Annotated in this window: 22 protein-coding genes and 8 tRNA genes; 10 read left to right on the forward strand and 20 right to left on the reverse strand. The window is 35.3% G+C overall.

All coding sequences use genetic code 11. The features are described 5' to 3' along the window. Window positions 1-8 precede the first annotated feature (8 nt). The 7 genes from ACP5SP_RS00690 to ACP5SP_RS00720 are packed head-to-tail and all read left to right on the forward strand — an operon-like array spanning window position 9 to window position 6,902. Window positions 9-1,580 carry an OPT/YSL family transporter gene (locus ACP5SP_RS00690; RefSeq protein ID WP_428075849.1) on the forward strand — a complete coding sequence of 524 codons (1,572 nt, stop codon included), beginning with the start codon at window positions 9-11 and terminating at the stop codon, window positions 1,578-1,580. Beyond that, complete coding sequence (locus ACP5SP_RS00695; RefSeq protein WP_424586473.1) at window positions 1,580-2,530, forward strand: P1 family peptidase; 951 nt, start codon at window positions 1,580-1,582, stop codon at window positions 2,528-2,530. Before ACP5SP_RS00690 ends, ACP5SP_RS00695 begins: the two co-directional genes overlap by 1 nt. Before the next feature lie 20 nt (window positions 2,531-2,550). Continuing rightward, the gene (gene bcp / locus ACP5SP_RS00700) at window positions 2,551-3,024 is read left to right on the forward strand and encodes a thioredoxin-dependent thiol peroxidase (protein ID WP_416084412.1); all 474 of its coding nucleotides are present in this window, start codon (window positions 2,551-2,553) and stop codon (window positions 3,022-3,024) included. Then, a complete protein-coding gene (locus ACP5SP_RS00705) occupies window positions 3,021-3,533 on the forward strand; it encodes a cysteine hydrolase family protein (protein ID WP_428075851.1) in 513 nt (170 codons plus the stop codon). Before bcp ends, ACP5SP_RS00705 begins: the two co-directional genes overlap by 4 nt. 9 nt (window positions 3,534-3,542) lie before the next feature. Then, complete coding sequence (locus ACP5SP_RS00710; RefSeq protein WP_424586471.1) at window positions 3,543-4,208, forward strand: hypothetical protein; 666 nt, start codon at window positions 3,543-3,545, stop codon at window positions 4,206-4,208. Next, on the forward strand, window positions 4,187-6,145 hold the full coding sequence (locus ACP5SP_RS00715; protein WP_428075853.1) for an NB-ARC domain-containing protein: 1,959 nt from the start codon (window positions 4,187-4,189) through the stop codon (window positions 6,143-6,145). Before ACP5SP_RS00710 ends, ACP5SP_RS00715 begins: the two co-directional genes overlap by 22 nt. Beyond that, window positions 6,111-6,902 (forward strand): PD-(D/E)XK nuclease family protein, encoded by a 792-nt coding sequence (locus ACP5SP_RS00720; RefSeq protein ID WP_428075855.1) that lies wholly within the window; start codon window positions 6,111-6,113, stop codon window positions 6,900-6,902. Before ACP5SP_RS00715 ends, ACP5SP_RS00720 begins: the two co-directional genes overlap by 35 nt. Here the strand turns inward: ACP5SP_RS00720 and lexA are convergent. Then, on the reverse strand, window positions 6,895-7,488 hold the full coding sequence (gene lexA / locus ACP5SP_RS00725; RefSeq protein WP_416084407.1) for a transcriptional repressor LexA: 594 nt from the start codon (window positions 7,486-7,488) through the stop codon (window positions 6,895-6,897). The two genes, ACP5SP_RS00720 and lexA, sit on opposite strands and share 8 nt — an antisense overlap. A gap of 110 nt (window positions 7,489-7,598) precedes the next feature. On the opposite strand from lexA, the gene ACP5SP_RS00730 reads away from it, so the two are divergent. Continuing rightward, window positions 7,599-8,399, forward strand: coding sequence for a metallophosphoesterase (locus tag ACP5SP_RS00730; protein WP_424586468.1), 801 nt, complete (start codon window positions 7,599-7,601; stop codon window positions 8,397-8,399). Between the two features lie 2 nt (window positions 8,400-8,401). Here the strand turns inward: ACP5SP_RS00730 and ACP5SP_RS00735 are convergent. Together ACP5SP_RS00735 and ACP5SP_RS00740 are read right to left on the reverse strand one after the other, a co-directional pair. Then, window positions 8,402-8,485 (reverse strand) — tRNA-Leu (locus ACP5SP_RS00735). Window positions 8,486-8,488: 3 nt separating this feature from the next. Further along, a complete protein-coding gene (locus tag ACP5SP_RS00740) occupies window positions 8,489-10,153 on the reverse strand; it encodes a ribonuclease J (protein WP_424586467.1) in 1,665 nt (554 codons plus the stop codon). A 41-nt stretch (window positions 10,154-10,194) separates the two neighbouring features. On the opposite strand from ACP5SP_RS00740, the gene ACP5SP_RS00745 reads away from it, so the two are divergent. Continuing rightward, a tRNA-Gln gene (locus tag ACP5SP_RS00745) sits at window positions 10,195-10,269 on the forward strand. On the opposite strand, the gene ACP5SP_RS00750 is transcribed toward ACP5SP_RS00745, so the two are convergent. The 4 genes from ACP5SP_RS00750 to rplS are packed head-to-tail and all read right to left on the reverse strand — an operon-like array spanning window position 10,270 to window position 12,113. After that, window positions 10,270-10,608, reverse strand: coding sequence for a YraN family protein (locus ACP5SP_RS00750; protein ID WP_424586466.1), 339 nt, complete (start codon window positions 10,606-10,608; stop codon window positions 10,270-10,272). Continuing rightward, window positions 10,589-11,197 (reverse strand): ribonuclease HII, encoded by a 609-nt coding sequence (locus tag ACP5SP_RS00755; protein ID WP_424586465.1) that lies wholly within the window; start codon window positions 11,195-11,197, stop codon window positions 10,589-10,591. The genes ACP5SP_RS00750 and ACP5SP_RS00755 overlap by 20 nt, the downstream gene beginning before the upstream one ends. Beyond that, window positions 11,181-11,714, reverse strand: a complete 534-nt coding sequence (gene lepB, locus ACP5SP_RS00760) for a signal peptidase I (RefSeq protein ID WP_424586464.1) — start codon at window positions 11,712-11,714, stop codon at window positions 11,181-11,183. The genes ACP5SP_RS00755 and lepB overlap by 17 nt, the downstream gene beginning before the upstream one ends. Further along, window positions 11,715-12,113, reverse strand: a complete 399-nt coding sequence (gene rplS, locus ACP5SP_RS00765; RefSeq protein ID WP_416084402.1) for a 50S ribosomal protein L19 — start codon at window positions 12,111-12,113, stop codon at window positions 11,715-11,717. It abuts the gene before it with no gap. Between the two features lie 120 nt (window positions 12,114-12,233). Between rplS and ACP5SP_RS00770 the strand changes: the two genes are divergently transcribed. Next, a complete protein-coding gene (locus tag ACP5SP_RS00770) occupies window positions 12,234-13,151 on the forward strand; it encodes a DMT family transporter (RefSeq protein WP_424596372.1) in 918 nt (305 codons plus the stop codon). A gap of 774 nt (window positions 13,152-13,925) precedes the next feature. Here the strand turns inward: ACP5SP_RS00770 and ACP5SP_RS00775 are convergent. From ACP5SP_RS00775 to rpsF, 13 genes are all read right to left on the reverse strand, one after another. Continuing rightward, the gene (locus tag ACP5SP_RS00775) at window positions 13,926-14,876 is read right to left on the reverse strand and encodes an LCP family protein (protein ID WP_428075858.1); all 951 of its coding nucleotides are present in this window, start codon (window positions 14,874-14,876) and stop codon (window positions 13,926-13,928) included. Between the two features lie 90 nt (window positions 14,877-14,966). Further along, window positions 14,967-16,967: a sodium-translocating pyrophosphatase gene (locus ACP5SP_RS00780; protein ID WP_424587099.1), complete on the reverse strand. Its 2,001-nt coding sequence runs from the start codon at window positions 16,965-16,967 to the stop codon at window positions 14,967-14,969. Window positions 16,968-16,993: 26 nt separating this feature from the next. Beyond that, window positions 16,994-17,068, reverse strand: a tRNA-Thr gene (locus ACP5SP_RS00785). Window positions 17,069-17,092: 24 nt separating this feature from the next. Then, window positions 17,093-17,167, reverse strand: a tRNA-Gly gene (locus tag ACP5SP_RS00790). Between the two features lie 23 nt (window positions 17,168-17,190). After that, window positions 17,191-17,267 (reverse strand) — tRNA-Asp (locus tag ACP5SP_RS00795). 47 nt (window positions 17,268-17,314) lie between these two features. Beyond that, window positions 17,315-17,389: transfer RNA gene (locus ACP5SP_RS00800), tRNA-Val, on the reverse strand. Between the two features lie 18 nt (window positions 17,390-17,407). Beyond that, a tRNA-Glu gene (locus tag ACP5SP_RS00805) sits at window positions 17,408-17,482 on the reverse strand. 2 nt (window positions 17,483-17,484) lie between these two features. Then, window positions 17,485-17,560 (reverse strand) — tRNA-Lys (locus ACP5SP_RS00810). A gap of 57 nt (window positions 17,561-17,617) precedes the next feature. Then, window positions 17,618-18,934 carry a replicative DNA helicase gene (gene dnaB / locus ACP5SP_RS00815; protein ID WP_424587098.1) on the reverse strand — a complete coding sequence of 439 codons (1,317 nt, stop codon included), beginning with the start codon at window positions 18,932-18,934 and terminating at the stop codon, window positions 17,618-17,620. Then, window positions 18,934-19,377 (reverse strand): 50S ribosomal protein L9, encoded by a 444-nt coding sequence (gene rplI / locus ACP5SP_RS00820; RefSeq protein WP_416084938.1) that lies wholly within the window; start codon window positions 19,375-19,377, stop codon window positions 18,934-18,936. Before rplI ends, dnaB begins: the two co-directional genes overlap by 1 nt. 4 nt (window positions 19,378-19,381) lie before the next feature. Beyond that, on the reverse strand, window positions 19,382-19,630 hold the full coding sequence (gene rpsR / locus ACP5SP_RS00825) for a 30S ribosomal protein S18 (protein WP_416084937.1): 249 nt from the start codon (window positions 19,628-19,630) through the stop codon (window positions 19,382-19,384). Between the two features lie 11 nt (window positions 19,631-19,641). After that, window positions 19,642-20,040: a single-stranded DNA-binding protein gene (locus tag ACP5SP_RS00830; protein WP_424607132.1), complete on the reverse strand. Its 399-nt coding sequence runs from the start codon at window positions 20,038-20,040 to the stop codon at window positions 19,642-19,644. Further along, window positions 20,033-20,401: a 30S ribosomal protein S6 gene (gene rpsF / locus ACP5SP_RS00835; protein WP_424587096.1), complete on the reverse strand. Its 369-nt coding sequence runs from the start codon at window positions 20,399-20,401 to the stop codon at window positions 20,033-20,035. Before rpsF ends, ACP5SP_RS00830 begins: the two co-directional genes overlap by 8 nt. Between the last annotated feature and the right edge of the window lie 401 nt (window positions 20,402-20,802).

Raw genomic sequence — 20,802 nt, forward strand, 5'->3', positions numbered from 1 at the left:
AAGTTTTAATGCAAGAATTAAAACTGAGGACTATTATTTTAGCAGCATTAGGAAGTGCTGTAATCTCTATGAGTTCTATCTACGTTGCACTTCGAATTGGTGCATTACCTTGGCCTACCATTTTTGTTGCTATCTTATCAATGGCCATTTTAAAGGCCTTAAAAAACACAAATTTAAAGGAGATAAACGTAGCACATACAGGGATGTCAGCAGGTGCAATGGTTGCAGGTGGTATTGCCTTTACAATTCCTGGTATCTGGATGATTAACGAACAAACAAAGATAAGTTTCACCTATGTGTTCCTTGTATCCCTAATAGGCTCAGTAATTGGAGTTTTTATGGTTGCACTCATTAGAGAATTTTTTATTGAAAAGTCGAATTTACCTTTCCCTGTAGGGGTTGCAACTGCACAAACACTTATTGCAGGCGATGAGGGAGGAAAAAAATCAAAAATAGTATTTTCATCACTTAGTGCTTCAGCAATTTTTACCTTTCTAAGAGATGGATTTTCGAAAATTCCACAAGCAATTATTTTCAGAGGTCTTGAAAATTACGGAATCGGATTATTTATGTCACCAATGGCATTTGGCATTGGTTATATTATCGGAATTATCTATATGGGGGTATGGTTCATAGGAAGCATTATTGGAAATATTCTTATCCCTATTTTCCTTTCCTCGGCACTTCAAGGGATAAATGCCGCTATAACTTTCAAAAACAATTTGGGCATTGGGCTTATTATAGGCGGCGGTATTGCTCTCCTAATAAAAGATATAACACCTAAAATTTTGAGTATTTTCAAAAATGCATTCAGCAAACTGAACATATCCTACAAGATTATCTCTGTTGTACTTTTATCTATTCTTGGAATTGAACTTATATTCCTCAAACTTGGAATTATTGCAAGTTTATTAACGCTTGTTGGCGCAGCACTATCAGTTGTAATGGCTGCCTACACTGACGGGGCAACAGGCATTGTGCCAATGGAAATTTTTGGAATAATAATCCTTCTCTTTGTAAAACTTGTAATTGGTGGTAATTCTCTTTCTTACCTTCCTCTCTTTGCTATCGTTGCAATTGTTGCTGTTGCAAGTGGTGTTGCAGGTGATAACCTTCAGGATTTTAAAGCAGGGTCAATTATTGGAACAAATCCAAAAGCACAAATTATATCAGAACTTGTTGGTGCCATAGTGGGAGCAGTGTTTGGAACAATAGCAATGTTTATTCTCCACTTTGCGTATGGAAAGGTAGGACCAGGAACATTTCTTGTTGCACCACAGGCATATGCGGTTTCCCAGATGGTACAAGGACTTTCCAATCCAAGAAGTTTCATGTTTGGTCTCATAACAGGCTTTGCCCTCTATTTCTTTAACATCCCAACAATGATACTTGGCATTGGGGTGTATCTTCCGTTTATTATTTCTCTTACCGCATTTCTTGGAAGTGTTTTGAGAGTTGTAATTGATAAGTTCTTTCCAAAACAAAGCGAAAACTTTACACTTATTTCTTCTGGACTTTTAGGTGGCGAAGGTTTTGCAGGTACAATTGTTGCCATTATTAAGTTTATATGGAGGCTGTGATGGGAAGTATTACCGATGTTAAAGGAGTTCTTGTTGGTAATTACGAAGACTTGGAAAATCTGACAGGGGCAACTACAATAATTATAGAGAAAGGGGCATCTTCCGGTGTGGACGTAAGGGGGGGTGCCCCCGGCACTCGCGAAACAGACCTTTTAAAACCCGAAAACCTCGTTGAGTATGTTAATGCTATTTATATTGGAGGCGGAAGTGCAATGGGTCTTGAAGGTGCAAGTGGAGTTTCAAGATACCTTGAAGAGAGAAATATCGGTTTTGATACAGGAGTAAAAAAGGTTCCAATAGTAAGCGGTGCAATAATTTTTGACCTTGCCATAGGAAAACCTGTTTACCCAGATATTCAAGCAGGTTATATGGCAGCAAAAAACGCGACGGATAACTTCAATGCAAATGGTAATGTTGGTGCAGGTGTGGGTGCAACAGTTGGTAAAATAAGAGGCATGAATTTTGCAATGAAGGGTGGATTGGGAACTGAAAGCATAAAAATCGGAGATATTGTAGTTGGTGCTCTTGTTGTAGTAAATGCACTTGGAGATATCTATGACTTTGATAACAAAATCATAGCTGGTGCACTAAACGATGGCAAAAATGGATTTATAAACACTGAAGAGTTTATTCTGAAGACTCAAACTAATGAAGTACCATTTAAGAATACAACAATAGGTGTAATTGCAACAAATGTCAAATTATCAAAATCAAAATTAAAAAGACTTGCTATCATTTCTCATGATGCAATTGCAAGAAGAATAAAACCATCCCATACAATCTTTGATGGTGACACAATCTTCACCCTTTCAACTAATGAAATTGAATTTGAAGATTTACTAACACTTGGGGTCTTATTCGAAAATGTTTTAGAAAATGCCATTATCAATGCAATAAAATACGCAAAGACTATTCAAAACATTATTGCATTTGAAGACTTTAAAGTATAATATATTGAAAGGAGGGTTAAATGGTTGAAGAAGGAAAAATTGCTCCAGATTTTGAATTAAAAGATGCAGAAGGAAATTTAGTAAGACTTAGCGATTTTAGAGGAAAAATTGTAATATTATATTTCTATCCAAAGGCTCTTACATCTGGCTGTACAAAAGAGGCACAGGACTTTAGAGACCACTATGAGGAGATTAAGAAATTAAACGGAGAAGTAATTGGTATAAGTGGAGACAAAGTTCTTACAATAAAAAAGTTTAAAGAGAAAGAAAATCTTCCTTTTGTTCTACTCTCCGACGAAGGATTCAAAGTTTCAACCGAATACGGGGTTTATAAAGAGAAGAGTATGTATGGGAAAAAATATATGGGAATAGAACGCTCTACTTTCATAATTGATGAGAACGGTGTAATAAAAAAGATTATGAGGAAAGTAAAAGTTCCTAACCATGTTAAGGAAGTGATTGAAGAGGTTAAAAAATTAAGAGGTTTAAAATGAGGGCACTAATTATAGTTGATATGCTTAAAGACTTTGTGTATGATTGGGGAGCTTTAAAAATAAACGGAGCAAAGGAAATTATTCCTTATATTCAAGATTTAAAAACACAGTTTAAACAAGAAAAATTGCCTATAATTTATCTTGCAGATTCCCATGACACGTTTGATAAAGAATTTGAAATTTGGCCTAAACACTGCGTTGAAGGAACAGTTGGTGCAGAAGTAGTTGATGAATTAAAGCCTGATAAAGAAGACATTATTATAAAAAAGAAAACTTACTCTGGGTTTTTCAAGACAGACCTCGAAGAAACACTTAAGAAGTTAAACGTTAACGAAGTTTACATTGTTGGCGTTGCAACAAATATATGTGTGCATTATACGGCATCTGATGCAGTTTTAAGAGGTTACAAGGTGGTAATACCTTGGAAAGGAACAAAAGGAATAACCGAGGAAGACGAAATATACATGAAGAAACACTTTGAAAATGTTTTAAAAATAACAATTATTTAGGAGGATCGTGTGTTTACAAAAGAAGGGATTTTGAAAATAATTATTGATAGCGGAAATAATGGAATCACAAGAAGTGAAATCTACAAAAAAAAGACAAAGGAAAAAGATATAGTTGAGTCACTTGTTAAAACACTTATAGATGAAGGCAAAGTAGTCGAAAAGAAAAAGAGACTCTATGCAAAAGAAAAATTGCAAGAACTTCATGCTAAAACAGCAGTTTCTCAAGAGGAATTTGTAAAGTTAAAGGATTTTATAGAATTCAAAAATAAGGTCGAGAAAGCAATTGACGAACTAAAAGGGCTCATTTCGCAACTTAAAAACGAAATTGATCGAGCCTATGATTATATTAATGATGTCTTTATTTATCTAAAAGAGCCAGATCACGAAAAAGTAGGCGAAGTTGATGTTGATACATTGAGGATGATATATGATAACCTGAATGCAATTTATAATTTTGGTGACTCTGTACCAATTCCTGTTTTTAAAGACGAAGTTAAAAAACAATTTAATATTTCAGATGAAGATATTGACAAAATCCTTTTAGATCTCGATAGTAAAGAAATTATTTATCTCCAGACCATAGACAATCCAAAAGATTTTCCTGATACAAATAGAGGAATAAAGTTTGAGGGGAGAACTTTTTACTTTATAACATGGATGAAAAGAGAGTATTAATAGAGAAGTTTAAAAGCCTTCATCCTTTTAAAGAAAATATTATAAAAGACCCCTTCAGTAACGATATTATTGACGTTGAAACCATAAATAAAACTGCATTTGACAAAGTTATAGAAGAACTAAAGGAAGTAAAAGAATCTAAAAAACCAGATATTTTAATCTTACAAGGAGAACCAGGCTCCGGAAAATCGCATCTTCTTGCAAGGATCTATAGACATGCAGAAACTGAAAGATTTCTCTTTGCTCTATACAACCCACTTATCGTAAAAATTGATTCAACATATTCATCGCTTTTACGAAGTATCTTTGAAAGTTTTGAGCGAAAGCATTCTGAACTAAAAGCTAAACCCATAAATCATATAAGAGGAGAAATAATTCACATCGGATTGAAAGACTACAATTTACAAGAAGAACCAAAAATACAGGTACTTCTAAGAGAGATAAAAAAGCCCAAGAAAACACTCCTTCCTGCAGTTTTCTATGAGAACTTTATGTCATTGCCAAAAGATGCCCAAAATAGACTTGTAAAAGTTATCTCAGAAGAAACCTTAAAATACATTAAAGCTGAAAGTAATTATACCATAGGCAAAAAATACCTTAAAGCAATAATTGAAGCACTTATTGATGAAGAAAAATATCCTCTGTTGAGAGATCTTGTAAATGAAGGAAGCCTAACTAATGAAGATGCAAAAACACTAAATCTTACATCAGGATTTGTAGTAAATGAAGACATTGCTTTTGAAATTATTCAATCAATTTTTCTTGTATCACCATTCCCAATACTTCTTTCAATCGACCAAATAGAGCATTTTGATCAACACCTTGATGAAAAAGGGATAATCAATTTCCTTGAAGATCTTTACAGACTTGTTTCAAATACAAAAAATGTACTTCTACTTTTAAGTGCACAAACGGCTGTTTTCAGAAAATGGAATTCATTTTTACCAGAACATCTTAAAGATAGATTTGCAAATGTTGCATCCCTTGAGGGAATGAGAGCAGAAGAAGGACTGGAAATAATAAAAAAGAGAAACGCTTACTACTTTTCGAAATTGGGAGAACAAATTAACGATCCTTATTTCCCATTTAATAAAGAAGATATACTTTCAAAAATAAAAGAACATAAACTGAAATCACCAAGGAAAGTAATCGAGCTTGCAGATGAAATCCTTGAGGGCAAGATAATAGAGAAAAGGAGCCTAAAAAACGAGTTTGAAAATATTCTTAAATCACAAATATACAATAAGGATGACTTTGAAGAAGCTTTTGGTGAGTTACTTGTAACTTTATTGGGTGGAATTAATCTTTACCCTCGTGGAAAGAAACTTGTTATACAAGTAAATGATATGTCAGTTGGCATTGATAACTCCAAAAACTATTATTCAACTGTAAGAAAACTCGCAAGTTCATTAAAAAAGAGGAAGCTTAACAGAGCAATCTTTATAAGAGATGAAAAGATGCAGCTTAGATCTGGAACAAAATCAATGGAGTTGATAAAACAAAACGATATTTCAATAAGATACTACAATTTCGAAGAAGGGAAAAAATTAATGGCAGTTCAAAAACTCATAAGTCTTACAGAATCAGGAGATTTGGAGTTAGATACTAAAGAGGTTTCAGATTTTGCAAAAGAATTACTTAAACAATTTTTGGGAGAAATCCCTAAAAAAGGAAAAGTTATAGCGCCTCTCACGATGAAGAAACAAACAAAAGAAAAATATACTGGGGAAGCAAATAATATTGTTGAAGAAATTGTTTCAAAGATAAAAAGTGATTTTATTGAAGGAAAAATAAACGTTGCAAGATTGTCAAAATATATGGATAAAAAATATGCACACCTTATACCAGAAGTTGTCCAAAAACTTAAGATGATAGAAAGTCTTTATGTTAAAGAACAACAAAATGGAGAAATTTTTATTGCAAAGAAGAGTCTATGAACTGTCAGTTTCTGATGTATTAATGTTATCAAAGTGCGAAAAAGCACTTGAATTAAAGCTTAAAGGGTATAAAGTAAACTTTAAATTCGAAAAACTTTCGTATACAGGAATGCTTCTACATAAGACTTTAAACTATTTTGCTAAGAGCACAAGTGAAGGATTGTTTGATGAAATTGATTTAAATAACAAAAATGTTGAGACTTATATTAAGAACAAAATATATGAGGTCTTTTTCAGAGAAGTCAACAAAGACAACAGGTCTACACTTGATATTGTTTGGAAATACCTTGAAGACTTTTCGGTACTTCTCTCGACCATAGTTGAAGAGAACAATATATCTCTAAAAGACTTATTTATATACTCAGAAAAGCCCTTCAAATTCAAATTGACGGATCAAACTTTTATAAGGGGCCGATTTGATGTACTTTTGAGAATCGGGAACAAGATAAAAATAATCGATTATAAGACAGGAAAAGATGATTTCGAAAGAGACACATTTCAAATTTCATTATATTATAAGGCAGTGAAGGACACGCTTGGTATTGAAGCCGATCCACACATAATGTACTTTGAAGATGGAAAAATCATCACAGAAAGTTATACCAAAAGCGAGATAGAAACGACGCTTGAAGTTATAAAAAATCTTATTAACACCTTTTTGAATAAATTTGAACAAGGAAAGATAGAACTTTCAACGAACAGAAAATTTTGTAAATTCTGCAGTATGAGAAACTATTCATTCTGCAAATTCACTTAGAAATTCCCCTATAGAGTCCTATAACTTTTCCAATAATTTTCACATCTCGAGTTATAAAGATTGGCTTATATTTTGGATTTGCAGGAACAAGATATAAGCCATCTTTCATTTTTTCAACTTTTTTAACAGTTGCTTCATCTCCAATAATGGCAACACAAATGTCTCCAATTGAAACAGGCGAATCAGGATCAACAATTACAAGATCTCCGTCTTCAATATGAGCTTCAATCATACTATCCCCCTTGACCTTAAGGACAAAGGCATGTGGATGTAATCTTGGGTCGACAGGAAATGGAAGAAATCCTTGAATATCCTCAACAGCAATAGTTGGATCTCCAGCATGTACTGCACCGACAAGTGGAAATTTATTCATCACGGGAGCAACAATTTTTATTGAACGCGCCTTTCCCTCAGTTTTCACATAGCCAAGGCGTTCAAGTCTTTTAACATAATCGTAAACAGTTGCAATCGAGCGTAAACCAAGTTTTTCTTGAAGATCTCGATAAGTAGGCATAATTCCTTCACTCAATAGTTCGATTAATGCATCAAGTACCCTCTTCTGCTTGTTTGTAAGTTTTTTGTCCATTCTTTCCACCTCGTTATATTGTACGAACATTTCTTCACTTGTCAAGGTCCAAATAATATAAAAATCAATCTACTCATTTTGCAAAAATTTTACAAAAGGTAAAATTAAATATGAAATACTTCATTATATTTTTAATTATTGCTACAATTGTTTACGGATTATTCATTGAGCCAAACGTTGTAAAGATTACAATCATAAATTTTCCTTCAAGCAAAATTGAAAACTCACTCGACAATTTTACAATTGTGCAAATATCAGATCTACATCTAAAGGATTTCGGCATGAAGGAGGAGTTCATTATAAAATCACTTATTACAATAAAACCCAATATAGTTGTTTTTACCGGAGATTTTATTGATGATAAAAAGTATCTAAATTTCTTGGATCAATTTCTAAATTCATTCAGATCAAACTATGATGGTCCTGCATACGCAGTGCTTGGAAATTGGGATTATGAAAGTGCACCCAATGAAATTGAAAATCTTTTAAGAAATAACAATATTACATTACTAAAAAATGAAAATGTTTATTATTCATTCAAAGACACAAGTTTCTATATAGTAGGTATCGACGATACCATTACAGGACACTATGATCTAAACTCTGCGCTATTTAGAGTGGATTTAAGCAAATTTACTCTGGCTCTATCGCATTCTCCAGATATTGAAACAAAATTCTCTAACGATCTAAAATTTGACTTAATTTTATGTGGACATACACACGGCGGACAAATTGGTATCCCATTTATCGCAAGAAAACTTGCTCCAACATCAACAAAATACATTAAAGGTCTTTACACTACTCAACACGGATCAATTTATGTAAATCGAGGCATTGGAACATCAGTCATACCTTTTAGATTCCTTTGTCCACCAGAGCTTACAGTCATAAAACTCAAAAGCAAAAAATAAAATGGTGCGGGAGGAGGGATTTGAACCCTCACAGGTCGCCCTACTGGAACCTGAATCCAGCGCGTCTGCCGTTCCGCCACTCCCGCAAACTACTTCTCAGTAAGCACTGAGGAAATTACCATAGGTGGTTTTACGGTCTTTTTTAGTATACTCTTTACGCTTCGCTCGATTTCCTTAGATATATTACCAAAATCACCCTTCTTTGCAAAGGTTTTTACTATCCTTTCTACTTCTACTTTAATCTCACGAATTATATCACCTTCTTGACCTCTTGGTAAGACAAATCCACGAGTTTCAATATGAATTGGACGTGCAAATTCCCTATTCTTTTTTAAAAATACAATTATGAGAAGTACCCCCTTTGTTGCAAGCTCTTTCCTCTCACCAATATGAGCAAGATCAACTTCGTTTTTCACAGGAAACTTCATATTCCCTTCAACAAGTATTTCACCGGTTGAAATTCTTGGTAGTTTTCTTAACTTGTGATCAGCGAGTGCAACACCCAGTCCATTTTCAAGAAGAACTATGTTCTGAGAGGGAATCCCTTCCTCTTCACCAATTTTCTTTGCATATACAAGATGCTTATATTCACCATGAACAGGAACAAAATACTTGGGTTTTACAAGATCTATCATAAACCTTATGTCTTCTTGGGAACAGTGTCCAGAAACATGAATTCCATCTTCTTTTCTGTAATAGACAAAAGCACCTAATTTAAATAATTTGTTCACGACTTCCGAAACAAGTCTTTCATTTCCTGGAATAGGATCTGCAGAAATTATAACAATGTCTCCTTTAGTTATTTTAATACCATTATGCTCGCCATTTGAAATCCTGACAAGTCCCGACATTGGTTCACCTTGTGTACCTGTTGTGATTATTGTTATCATTTTTTTGGGTAGTGCATTAATATCTGATAACTCAACTTCAACATTATCCTTCAGCTTAAGATAGCCGAGTTTCGAAGCAATTTTTACTGATTCAATAATGCTCCTTCCATCAAATGCTACTTTCCTACCAAGTCTTTCTGAGATATCAATTACCTGTTGTATCCTGTGGATATTTGTAGAAAAAGTTGCAACGATTACTCTTCCCGGAGCTTGCTCAATTATCTTGTAAAGACTCTGGCCAACAATCGATTCAGAACCTGTGAGACCACTTTCATCAGCATTTGTTGAATCTGAAAACAAAACATCAATTCCAGATTTAGATAATTCCTCAAGTTTTTCGATATCCATTTGTCGTCCATCTATTGGAGTAGCATCAAACTTATAATCTCCTGTAAAGAATATCCTTCCTTCTTCAGTTTTAACAACAACACCAAAGCTCCCAGGTATGCTATGTGTTACAGTTAAAAATGTGAATTCAAAATTCCCAACTTTTACAGTTTGCCTTGGTTTTACAACTTCAAAATTCAAAGTGCTTTTTAACTTTGGGGGAATATTTTCCTTCACAAGTCCAAGTGTTAAGTCAGAACCTAAAATAACGGAAGGTTTAGCTTCTTCAAGCAAGAATCTTAAGCCTCCGATATGGTCAAGATGACCATGTGTTAGCACTACTCCTTTTAACTTATTTTTGTTTTTCAAAACATAATTATAATCAGGGATTATAAAGTCTACACCAAATAGATCAGGCGGTGGAAATTTAAATCCAAAATCAATAAGGGCAAGATCACCTTTATATTCAAGCAAAGTTGAATTCTTGCCAATTTCACCAATTCCGCCTAACGGAATAATTTTAAATTCATTTTTCATCTCTTGACTTCTCCTTAAAAATCATTAAAATATAAAGGCGTTGGGGCGTAGCCAAGCGGTAAGGCAACGGACTTTGGATCCGTCATCCGAAGGTTCGAATCCTTCCGCCCCAGCCATTAAAAAATATCTCTAAAATAATTTATTTCAAATTTATCTTCTAATTTAAGTATATCTAAAATTCCAATTTCGTAATCAACATTTTTACCATTGATGTAAAAATTAACCGAATTAATAATATGATTCAACTTTCTTTTGCTTACTGCCTCAACTCCACTACCAAACTCTTTACTGCTTCTCGTTTTAACCTCAATAAAATATAACTTTTTACCCTTCTTTGCAATAATGTCTATCTCACCAAACGGTGTTCTAAAATTTCGTTTAAGAATTTTAAAACCTTTTGACAAAAGGTACTTTGCTCCAACTTCCTCTCCCTCTTTACCCAAAGAGTGAGACATTGTTGATACCTCTTAAAAATTTTTTCCTATGGATTGGACAAATCCCAAAGTTTTCAATTGCCTCTATATGCTCTTTTGTCCCGTAGCCTTTATTTCTATCAAATCCATAACGAGGAAACTCCTTAGAGAAGGCAATCATAATATTGTCCCTGTATACCTTCGCAAGTATAGAAGCACAGCTTATTTCATAAATAACACTATCCCCAGAAACAATGGCCTTTTGTTTGTAAGGTAAATCAGGAATTGTTCTATTTCCATCAACTAAAATTAGAACATCTTTTGGATCTAACTTACCAAATTTACTTGTAAAACTTAAAAATAAATTATCAAGCGCTCTTTTCATTGAAAGATAAGTTGCATTCAGAATATTTAAATTGTTTATTTCTTCGCAAGATGCAACACCAATACCAAATGCAGTTGCTTTCTCTACAATTTGATTAAAAAGAAACTCTCTCTTTTTAGGGGCAAGTTTCTTACTATCGTTCACGTTATCAATTTTCTGATTAATTATTATAGCAGCAGAAACGACAGGACCTGCAAGTGGTCCACGTCCTGCTTCATCGATTCCTATCCTAAGGATGTTCCCCACTGTATGCAAGTAGGAATTGAAAATGATTTATAGGCCAATAAACAAGAATTGCTCGACCTATAATACTTGAAATCTTAATTGGACCAAAGTATCTTGAATCAAGACTAACAGACCTATTATCTCCCATAACAAATACAGAATCACTTGGAACTTTAACTGGTTCCATATCTCTCGTAGGAGAATTCAAATATGGCTCATGTAAAGGTTTATGATCAATATAAACCGTGCCATTTTTAATAGAAATTGTCTCACCTGGAAGACCAATAACTCTCTTTATGTATCTATCGTTTGGACTATTTGGGGGGATAAAAACAACAACATCCCCCCTATGAGGTTTCGAAAATCTATATGTAACCTTTTCTACAAGTACAAGATCCCCCGGCTCAAGTGTTGCAACCATCGAAGTCATCTGAACCCTAAAGGGTTGAATAACATAAGTTCTAAGTAAAAAAGAAATTAAAAATGCAATTAATATTAAAATAATCCAACTACGAAGTTCTTTATTAAAGTCACTCATTTATTGCTCAGTCTTTTCCTCGTTTATACTTTGAGTGGGTTCTTCTTTACTTGCTGTTTCAATTTTCTCTTTTACATTCTGTGCTTTTCCAAGTCGCTCTCTAAGGTAATAAAGCTTTGCTCTTCTTACATCACCTTTTCTTTTAACTTCGATCTTCTTTATAAGAGGAGAATGTAAGGGGAATACTCTTTCTACTCCAACACCATAAGAAACTTTTCTAACTGTGAATGTCTCATTAATGCCGCCGCCTCTTTTGGCAATAACGATTCCTTCAAAGACCTGGACTCTTTCTTTTCCGCCTTCTTTAACAATTGTATGAACTCGAACAGTATCACCAACATTAAAATTAGGCCTTTCTTTCAAATATTCCTTCTCAACTTCCTTCAAAATTTCCTTCATATAAATCAACCCCTTTCACATTTTCAAATATACCAAAATATTATACAGATTTCAAATACTTTTGCAACAAATTTTTGAAAATTTTGTTATAATATCCATAAAATGCTTTTTGGAGGTTACATGGAAAAGAAAACTGGTTTATGGGTTAATTTGAGTTTATTTTTGCTTTTTCTTGTATGGGCAAACTCATATACTTTCATTAAAATTGCAGAAAGACAACTTGAACCTATTTCACTTGTAATCGCAAGGTTTTTTATAATCTTCCCTTTTCTGTTTTTGTTTAAAGACTTTTATACTGGTATTAAAAAGATTCAATCGATTAATGATTTTCTCAAAATATTACTTGTGGGGCTACTTATTGTGCCAGCATATCACATATTTTTAAACACAGCTGAAACAATGATAAACGCATCTGTTGCAGCTCTTGTTGCAGGGTTTAGTCCTGTTATTACAGGAGTGCTTTCTTCAATTATTCTCAGAGAAAAACTTGAACAAAAAAGGATAATTGGATTAATAATTTCTCTTGTGGGAGTTATAACGCTTACATACGGTATTTCCCATAAATTTGAAATAAAAAATTCATTTGGAGTTTTATTAAGTTTAACGTCTGTAACCTCATGGGCACTTGCAACAGTAACTTCAAAATCCCTATACAATAAGTTCAAGCCAATAGAAGTAAATACATTAGGACTATTCTTCGGAACATTAGCGCTTATTCCTTTTGTTAAAGCTAGATATATTAAACAAATATTGACCATGAATTCGCAAACACTGATTGCTGTTCTGTATTTGGGAGTGTTATGCATTCTTATAGGCTATGCAGTCTGGTTTAAGGCACTAGAATATAAAGAGGCTTCGACAACCGCAACATTTATATATTTGAACCCCATAATTGGAAGTATAAGTGGTATTATCTTTTTAAAAGAGCCAATGAACATTGTTATGATAATTGGAGGAATTACAATTATTCTTGGTCTTTTCTTTGTAAATCCATTAAAAATGGAAATCAAAAGACAAGAGTCTTTTGAAAACAAATAAAAGAATCACTTTTAGATTTAAGAATGTATGTTAGGTGTTAAAAAGGTTAATATTTAACTATTTATAATTCTTGAATGTTTCTCAAAGTATCTAGTAGCATAGGTAATAAGATAGAGGAACATAACTTTTAAAAATAATCTCAGGTATTGGTAAAAGGTATGTGGGGAAGTGCTGATTTTTCTTTCGTTATTATACTCATCAAAATGAGGAAAAATCACCATATTTTGAGGGGGCAACAACCCCCCTCAATACTCCCCCGAAACAGAGGAGATTCCTCGTGGCTACGCCACTTCGGAATGACACGGAAAAATCGGCTTCAGAATGACACAACGAGTCATTTCGACGAACGTAGTGAGGAGAAATCTCCTCTTTTTGGGGAAGTTCGAAGGGGGACTTTTACCCCTTCGATTAATAGAAATCTCCTCTTTTTGGGGAAGTTTAAGGGGAGACTTGTAAATCTCTCCAATATAAACAGAGGAGATATCTCGCTTCGCTCGATATGACAACCATTTTGAGGGGGCAACACACCTCCCCCTCAAAACTCCCCCAAAACTGAGGAGATATTCCTCAGGCTCAAGCCTTCGGAATGACAAACATTTTGAGGGGGAGAATCGCAAGTCCCCCTCTAATTAGGGTATCCCTCCCAGAACTCTACCCGAAAAATTCCTTTTACTTTAGGGCAATACTTAAATAAAAAATAGGCGGGTAAATCCCGCCATAAACGATTTTAAAATCATCAAAAATATTTACTAAATCACATTTTACTTTTATAAATTACTGATTTGATAATTTAAAATAGGTTGCACCAATCTCCTTCAACTTATCATAATTTGGCACAACATAAGAAATTCCATCAATCATTTGAGGAACACCAGGAAAATTTACAATCTGTAAATCCTTGCTTGTAAGATCCTTATAGGTAAGACCAATTTTGGTAATCTGTGCAACAGTCAAGTTAGTATCAACTGCGTTTCCAATTTCTTGTGCAATTTGAGGAAGTTTAAAGATATTACGTATATCCTTAGTTTGGTCAATAATTGCTTTTATAAGTTCTTGTTGCCTCTCAACTCGACCATGAATATTACCTTCCTCGTCAACTCCAAAGTCTCCCCATTGGTCATACCTAAATCTTGCATATTCAAGTGCCTTGACGCCATCAAGATGTTGCACTCCCGGATTTAAATCTATTTTTACATCACCTGCCCAGGAGTGATAATGCATTGGCTCTTTTACATCGATAGTAACACCACCAATTGCATCAATTACCTTTGCAAATCCTTCAAAATTAACAATTACATAATACGGGATATCTTTACTATCAATACCAAGAAGATTTGCAACAGTTTTAATCGAAAGATCTACACCACCATCGTCAAAATAATCAGAATTAAACGAGGAGTTAATCTTATCATATCCATGCCCTGGGACTAACACTCTTGAATCTCTTGGAATTGAAAGCAAAGTTACCTTTTTATTCACAGGATCAAGGTGAACAAGAATCATTACATCAGAGCGACCTGCTTCATTTTTGGTCCGCCTATCAGTCCCTAAAATGAGAATGTTTGTTGGCTTTGAAGTATCAAGCGGAATTTCTCCTTTTGAGTGTTCATTAATTAAACTCAAATTTTTTGCCGTAATATAAACATAATACCCCAAAACCGATAAAAACGCTACCAGTACTACAATTATAATCTGCTTTATAATTTTTTTTGTATTTACATCCATCTTTTCAAACTTCCTTTCAATCAAAAAATGCTGCTAAAATTATTACAAGTATTATTATAATCAAAAATTTTAAGAAAATTATGAATTTTCTCACTTTAAAATTAATTTAACAATATATGGTCCAAACAAAAGAGAAATTGTAGTCATTAACTTAATTAAAATATTAATTGATGGACCTGCTGTATCCTTTAGAGGATCACCAACTGTATCTCCCACAACACTTGCCCTGTGTGCTTCAGAACCTTTGCCTCCAAAGTTTCCTTGCTCAATGTATTTCTTTGCATTATCCCAAGAAGCCCCAGCGTTTGCCATATAAATTGCAATTATAACGCCAGACAGAACTGCCCCTGCAAGAAGCCCACCTGTAAATTCTTTTCCGTAAGACATAAAAATGATTAAACCCGCAAAAGGAGAAATAACCGCAATTAAAGACGGAAGAATCATACTTTTTAAAGCACCTTTAGTTGATATTGCAACACACTTTTTATAATCAGGATCTGCCTTACCAGAAATTAGTCCGGGGATTTCTCTAAATTGTCTTCTCACTTCCTCTACCATATAACCTGCCGTTCTTGAAACAGCCATAATTGCAAGTGCAGAAAACAAAAACGGAAGTGAAGTTCCTACAAACATTCCTGAAATTGTATAAGGAGACATTATATCAAGCGAGGACATACCCATCGTCTGAATGTATGAGGAGAAAAGTGCAAGAGCGGTTAACGCTGCAGAACCAATTGCAAAACCTTTTCCCATTGCAGCAGTTGTATTTCCAAGAGCATCTAAGGTATCGGTCCTTCCTCTTACTTCGTGCGGAAGATGCGACATCTCAGCAATACCACCTGCATTATCTGCAATAGGTCCGTATGCATCAACGCTAAGGCTTATCCCAAGAGTTGCAAGCATTCCTAAACCAGCAAGAGCAATTCCAAAAAGCCCACTAAAGTGATATGAAATAATAATTCCTATTGCAATAAGAAGAAGGGGTATAAATGTACTTTCCATACCAACTGCCATTCCAGAAAGAATTGTTGTTGCAGCACCGCCTTCGGAGGCAGATTTTGCAATTTCAATAATTGGTTTTGAGCTTGTGTAATATTGGGTTATAAAACCAATTGCAAGTCCAATGAGAAGACCCGTTATTATTGACACAAAATAGCTAATACCGTTTGGGATATCTTTTGAAACAAAATAAAAGATTATAATTGCAATAATATTTGCAATGACAGAACCAAGATTTAGTGCTTTTTGAGGCTCAATATTAAGCTTGGAAGCAATAAGTGAAGAAGCTACCCCAATGATTGACGAAAGAATACCATAACCCACAATAAGATATATGTAAGTTGCTGCATTATTTCCAAGTGCAAGAACTCCAAGAATTATTGCAGCAGTAATTGAACCTACATAAGATTCATACAAATCAGCCCCCATTCCTGCAATATCTCCAACATTGTCGCCAACATTATCCGCAATGACTGCAGGATTTCTTGGGTCATCTTCTGGAATGCCTGCTTCAACTTTTCCAACCAAGTCTGCACCAACATCTGCAGCTTTCGTGTATATACCCCCACCCACACGTGCAAACAATGCAACAAAACTTGCACCAATTGAATAACCTGTTACTGCAACAAGTGGGCTAATCCCTGGAAAATACTTTGATGAGACTAAATATGTTATAAGAGATCCTATTATTCCAAGCCCTGTCACCGTTAGTCCCATTACAGAGCCACCTGAAAATGCAACAAACAAAGCTTCGCCTGTGCTTTTCATTGCGGCATTTGTTGTCCTCACGCTTGCCCTTGTTGCAATATACATACCAAAAAATCCCGAAAGCGTTGAGAATATCGTTCCAAGGACAAAAAATATAGCAACATAGGGAGAAATAACAACGCCAATAACAATTGCAAAGACTACAACCCAAAGATACATTGTTTTGTATTCTTCAAGAAGAAACGCAAGAGCACCATCTTGGATTGCCTTTGCGATTTTTTTCATTCGTTCGGTTCCTTGATCACGCTTAAGGATTGAGATTGATAAAATGACTGCAACCACAAGTGATAACACCCCAAAGATCCCTGCAAGAAAAATTCCCATTTTCGCCTCCTTCTTATTCTATCTTATGGAGCCGGCGATCTGATTTGAACAGACGACCCGCTCATTACGAGTGAGCTGCTCTACCACTGAGCTACGCCGGCACCAAATATAACCTAAAATAAAAATGGAGCGGAAGACGGGATTCGAACCCGCGACAGCTGCCTTGGCAAGGCAGTGCTCTACCCCTGAGCTACTCCCGCTTTTTTCATCATCTTCATAAAATTGGCGGGATCGATGGGATTCGAACCCACGGTCTCCGGCGTGACAGGCCAGCGTGTTAGACCACTACACCACGACCCCGCTAAATGTATTATATTTAAACTTACAATTTTTTGCAATATCCCAAGTGGTGGGCGAAACAGGATTCGAACCTGTGACCCCTTCCGTGTGAGGGAAGTGCTCTACCGCTGAGCCATCCGCCCACAACCCACCATAAAAAATGGTGCCCTCGAGGAGAGTCGAACTCCTATCGCCGCCTTGAAAGGGCGGTGTCCTAACCGTTAGACTACGAGGGCTCTGGTGAGCCGTGCAGGATTCGAACCTGCGACACCCGGCTTAAAAGGCCGGTGCTCTGCCTACTGAGCTAACGGCCCCCATAGGGGTATAGCAATAATATAATACAGAAATATTAATTTCTGTCAAGTGGCAAATTAATACTCTTCAGCTCTTTCAACAAACTTTGTGTATTCCTGAAGGAATTGAAGACGTGCACTTCCCTGAGGTCCGTTTCTCTGCTTTGCAACAATGAGTTCTATTTCCTCTTTATTGTCTTCATCTGGCACATGGAGGAATATAACAACATCTGCATCTTGCTCAATTGAACCTGATTCTCTTAAATCAGATAGAACTGGGCGTTTATCTTCACGTTTCTCAACAGCCCTACTTAACTGGGAAAGCACAACCAGTGGAATATCGAGTTCCCTTGCAAGATTTTTAAGACCACGTGTTATTTGTGATATTTCAAGCACTCTATTTTCAACTTTTTGCTCAGATCGAATTAATTGAAGATAATCTATAAAAATAACCTCAACTTTTGCTTCAATTTTTAGTCTCCTTGACTTTGTCCTTATGTCATTAAGCGTTACATCAGGTGAGTCATCAATATAGATTGGTGCTTCATAAAGGTTAGAGTATGCTTCGGTTAACTTCGGCCAATCCTCATCTCTAAGATAACCCGTCTTTAACCTCATCATATCAACTTTTGCCTCAGCTGCTAACATCCTCTCTATAAGTTGCTCTTTCGACATTTCAAGTGAGAAAAAACCAACAGGTTTTCCTGATTTTATTGCAATATGTTCTGTTATGTTAAGCGCAAGAGAAGTTTTTCCTATACTTGGGCGAGCTGCAATTATAATAAGGTCTGATTTTTGAAATCCGCTTGTAATTTTATCAAGGGATGGAAAGCCACTCGGTATTCCAGAAAGCCCTAACCTTTTTTTATGCCTGTTTTCAATTTCTGAAAAGTGCTCATGAAGAAAATCTCTTACCCTAAGAAAATACGATTGGGATTTCCTCTGTGATATGTTAAAAATTTTTTGCTCTGCAAGATTTAAAACTTCATCTATATCCATTGACTCATTAAAACCAAGTTCAGAAATCTCAGCCCCAGCCTTAATAAGCTCCCTTAAAAGTGCCTTCGTCTTTACAATCTTTGCATAGTATTCAACATTTGCTGCATTTGGAACAGATGATGCAACTTGCATAATGTAAGTTGTTCCACCAACAAAATCGAGTTTGTCCATAGATTTAAGCTTATCTGTAACAGAAACAATATCTATGGGAACATTTTCAGTTGTTAATTCAAAAATTGCCCTCATTATCTCTTCATGCTCAGGGCGATAAAAATCCTCGGGGCGCAAAATTTCAAGCACTTTAAGGACTGCTTCATCATCAATAAGCATTGAGCCAATTACTGACTGCTCTGCTTCGATACTATAAGGGGGCAACCTCTTGATTTCTTCAGCCATTATTCTTTTTCAACTTTTACTTTTAACTCTGCTTGAATTTCTTTATAAAGTTTTACAGGAATCTTATATTCACCGAGCTTTTTAATGGGAGTATCTAAGACAATCCTCTTTTTATCGATTTCAAGACCAAATACCTTTTTAATTTTATCTTCAATATCCTGAGCGGTTATCGAGCCAAAGAGTTTATCTCCTGCTCCTGCATTTACCTTAAAAACAAGTTCCTTTGATTCTAAAATTTCTTTGTCATTTTTTGCCTGTGTAATCCTTCGCTCTTCAATATTTTTTCCGACATCTACAATTGTCTCTGCGGTATCATCGTCGACAATTTTTGCAAGACCCTTAGGAACCAAATAATTAAGAGCATAGCCCTTTGAAACAGCGACTATGCTCTTTGCGTTTCCTAAGCCCTTTACATTCTGTAATAAAAGGACTTTAACTTTCATTATCTTACACTCTTACGAAGGGCAAAAGTGCCATTATACGAGCACGCTTAATAGCTCTTGCAAGTTCTCTTTGGTGTTTTGCACAAAGCCCCGTATTTCTCCTTGGAAGAATTTTACCCTTCTCGCTTATGAATTTTGAAAGTTTAGCAACATCTTTATAATCTATCTCTTCGTTCCTTGCACAAAAAACACAAACTTTTTTCTTCTGTCTAAAGAAATATCCCTTTTTTGCAACTTTTTTTGGTGTTTCCATCTTTGCCTCCTCTATGCAAATGGTACATCAGGTTCTGACTCATCAGTAGCCTCTTCAAGTTCAATTTCCTTTGCGCCCTTTGCTACGATGAGTTTTATATCTCTTGCAACAATTTCTGTTGCATATCTTTTGTTTCCATCCACTTCGTATTCACGAATTCGAAGTCTACCTTCAACAAAAATAAGATCGCCTTTTTTCATAGTCTTCTCAACCTTATCTGCAAGCCTATTCCAAGCAACGATCGTTATAAATGATGTTTCTTCCTGCCAATTTGTCGGATCCTGCTTGCCTCTGTATTTTAAGTTTACGGCAATCCTAAATTGGGCAACTTCATTACCCGTTGGAGTATAACGGATATCAGGATCTGCAACAAGACGCCCAGTTAAAAAAACTCTATTTACATCAGACATTTTCTTGTACCTCTTCGGGTTCACCGGCTTGTTCTTCTTTTACTTCGGGTTCTTTTGGAGCGGACTCAACTTCTTTCTCAACTTTCTTTACAATCATTGCTCTCAAAAAACCATCAGTAACCCTAAAGAAATAGTAGAGATCCTTTACGGCACTTGCAGGAAGATTAACATAAGCAAGATAATAATAACCTCTATCCTGCTTTAAGATTGGGTAAGCAAGGGTCTTTAAACCCCATTCACTTTCACTTTTTAAACTTCCACCGTTTCTTTCAACAAATTCGTGGAATTTTGATACAAGCGCTGCTCTTTCTTCATCTGAAAGATTAGCGCTTACAATGTAAAGCACTTCGTAGTAATTCATCTTTTACCTCCTGGACATTAAATTTATGCCTTGTAGGGCAATCCCTACAAGGAAGGTATTCCATACCAAAACTATTATACAGATTTTGATATGTTAATCAAGTATAAGGAGAGAAGAAGATTAAATTGAGTTGCGTTTAACTTTCCAAATTAGGATAATCTATACAAAAATCTATAAACACTTCTTTCTTATTTGCAAACTTATTACCTCCCACGTCCCTCGCAATACCCCCCAAAAATAAATACTGTTTTTAGGGGAAAGTTCAATGGGGGATTTGCCCCCTTCCATCAATTGTCATTTCGACGAACGTAGCGAGGAGAAATCTCCTCTTTTGGGGAAGTTCGAAGGTAGATATGCCCTCTTCCAATGATTGTCACTTCGAAGGAGCATAAGCGACTGAG

It is taken from the genome of Caldisericum sp. (assembly GCF_049967455.1).
Classification (GTDB): Bacteria; Caldisericota; Caldisericia; order Caldisericales; family Caldisericaceae; genus Caldisericum; species Caldisericum exile_A.

Coding starts and splice junctions, on each gene's coding strand:
- ACP5SP_RS00830 (WP_424607132.1), bottom strand. CDS start 20,040: ATGTCTGATGTAAATAGAGTTTTTTTAACTGGGCGTCTTGTTGCAGAT.
- ACP5SP_RS00750 (WP_424586466.1), bottom strand. CDS start 10,608: ATGTCTCACTCTTTGGGTAAAGAGGGAGAGGAAGTTGGAGCAAAGTAC.
- ACP5SP_RS00705 (WP_428075851.1), top strand. CDS start 3,021: ATGAGGGCACTAATTATAGTTGATATGCTTAAAGACTTTGTGTATGAT.
- dnaB (WP_424587098.1), bottom strand. CDS start 18,934: ATGGCTGAAGAAATCAAGAGGTTGCCCCCTTATAGTATCGAAGCAGAG.
- ACP5SP_RS00770 (WP_424596372.1), top strand. CDS start 12,234: ATGGAAAAGAAAACTGGTTTATGGGTTAATTTGAGTTTATTTTTGCTT.
- bcp (WP_416084412.1), top strand. CDS start 2,551: ATGGTTGAAGAAGGAAAAATTGCTCCAGATTTTGAATTAAAAGATGCA.
- rplS (WP_416084402.1), bottom strand. CDS start 12,113: ATGAAGGAAATTTTGAAGGAAGTTGAGAAGGAATATTTGAAAGAAAGG.
- ACP5SP_RS00730 (WP_424586468.1), top strand. CDS start 7,599: ATGAAATACTTCATTATATTTTTAATTATTGCTACAATTGTTTACGGA.
- ACP5SP_RS00780 (WP_424587099.1), bottom strand. CDS start 16,967: ATGGGAATTTTTCTTGCAGGGATCTTTGGGGTGTTATCACTTGTGGTT.
- ACP5SP_RS00695 (WP_424586473.1), top strand. CDS start 1,580: ATGGGAAGTATTACCGATGTTAAAGGAGTTCTTGTTGGTAATTACGAA.
- ACP5SP_RS00690 (WP_428075849.1), top strand. CDS start 9: ATGCAAGAATTAAAACTGAGGACTATTATTTTAGCAGCATTAGGAAGT.
- ACP5SP_RS00715 (WP_428075853.1), top strand. CDS start 4,187: ATGGATGAAAAGAGAGTATTAATAGAGAAGTTTAAAAGCCTTCATCCT.
- rpsF (WP_424587096.1), bottom strand. CDS start 20,401: ATGAATTACTACGAAGTGCTTTACATTGTAAGCGCTAATCTTTCAGAT.
- lexA (WP_416084407.1), bottom strand. CDS start 7,488: ATGGACAAAAAACTTACAAACAAGCAGAAGAGGGTACTTGATGCATTA.
- ACP5SP_RS00775 (WP_428075858.1), bottom strand. CDS start 14,876: ATGGATGTAAATACAAAAAAAATTATAAAGCAGATTATAATTGTAGTA.
- rpsR (WP_416084937.1), bottom strand. CDS start 19,630: ATGGAAACACCAAAAAAAGTTGCAAAAAAGGGATATTTCTTTAGACAG.
- ACP5SP_RS00740 (WP_424586467.1), bottom strand. CDS start 10,153: ATGAAAAATGAATTTAAAATTATTCCGTTAGGCGGAATTGGTGAAATT.
- lepB (WP_424586464.1), bottom strand. CDS start 11,714: ATGAGTGACTTTAATAAAGAACTTCGTAGTTGGATTATTTTAATATTA.
- rplI (WP_416084938.1), bottom strand. CDS start 19,377: ATGAAAGTTAAAGTCCTTTTATTACAGAATGTAAAGGGCTTAGGAAAC.
- ACP5SP_RS00720 (WP_428075855.1), top strand. CDS start 6,111: ATGGAGAAATTTTTATTGCAAAGAAGAGTCTATGAACTGTCAGTTTCT.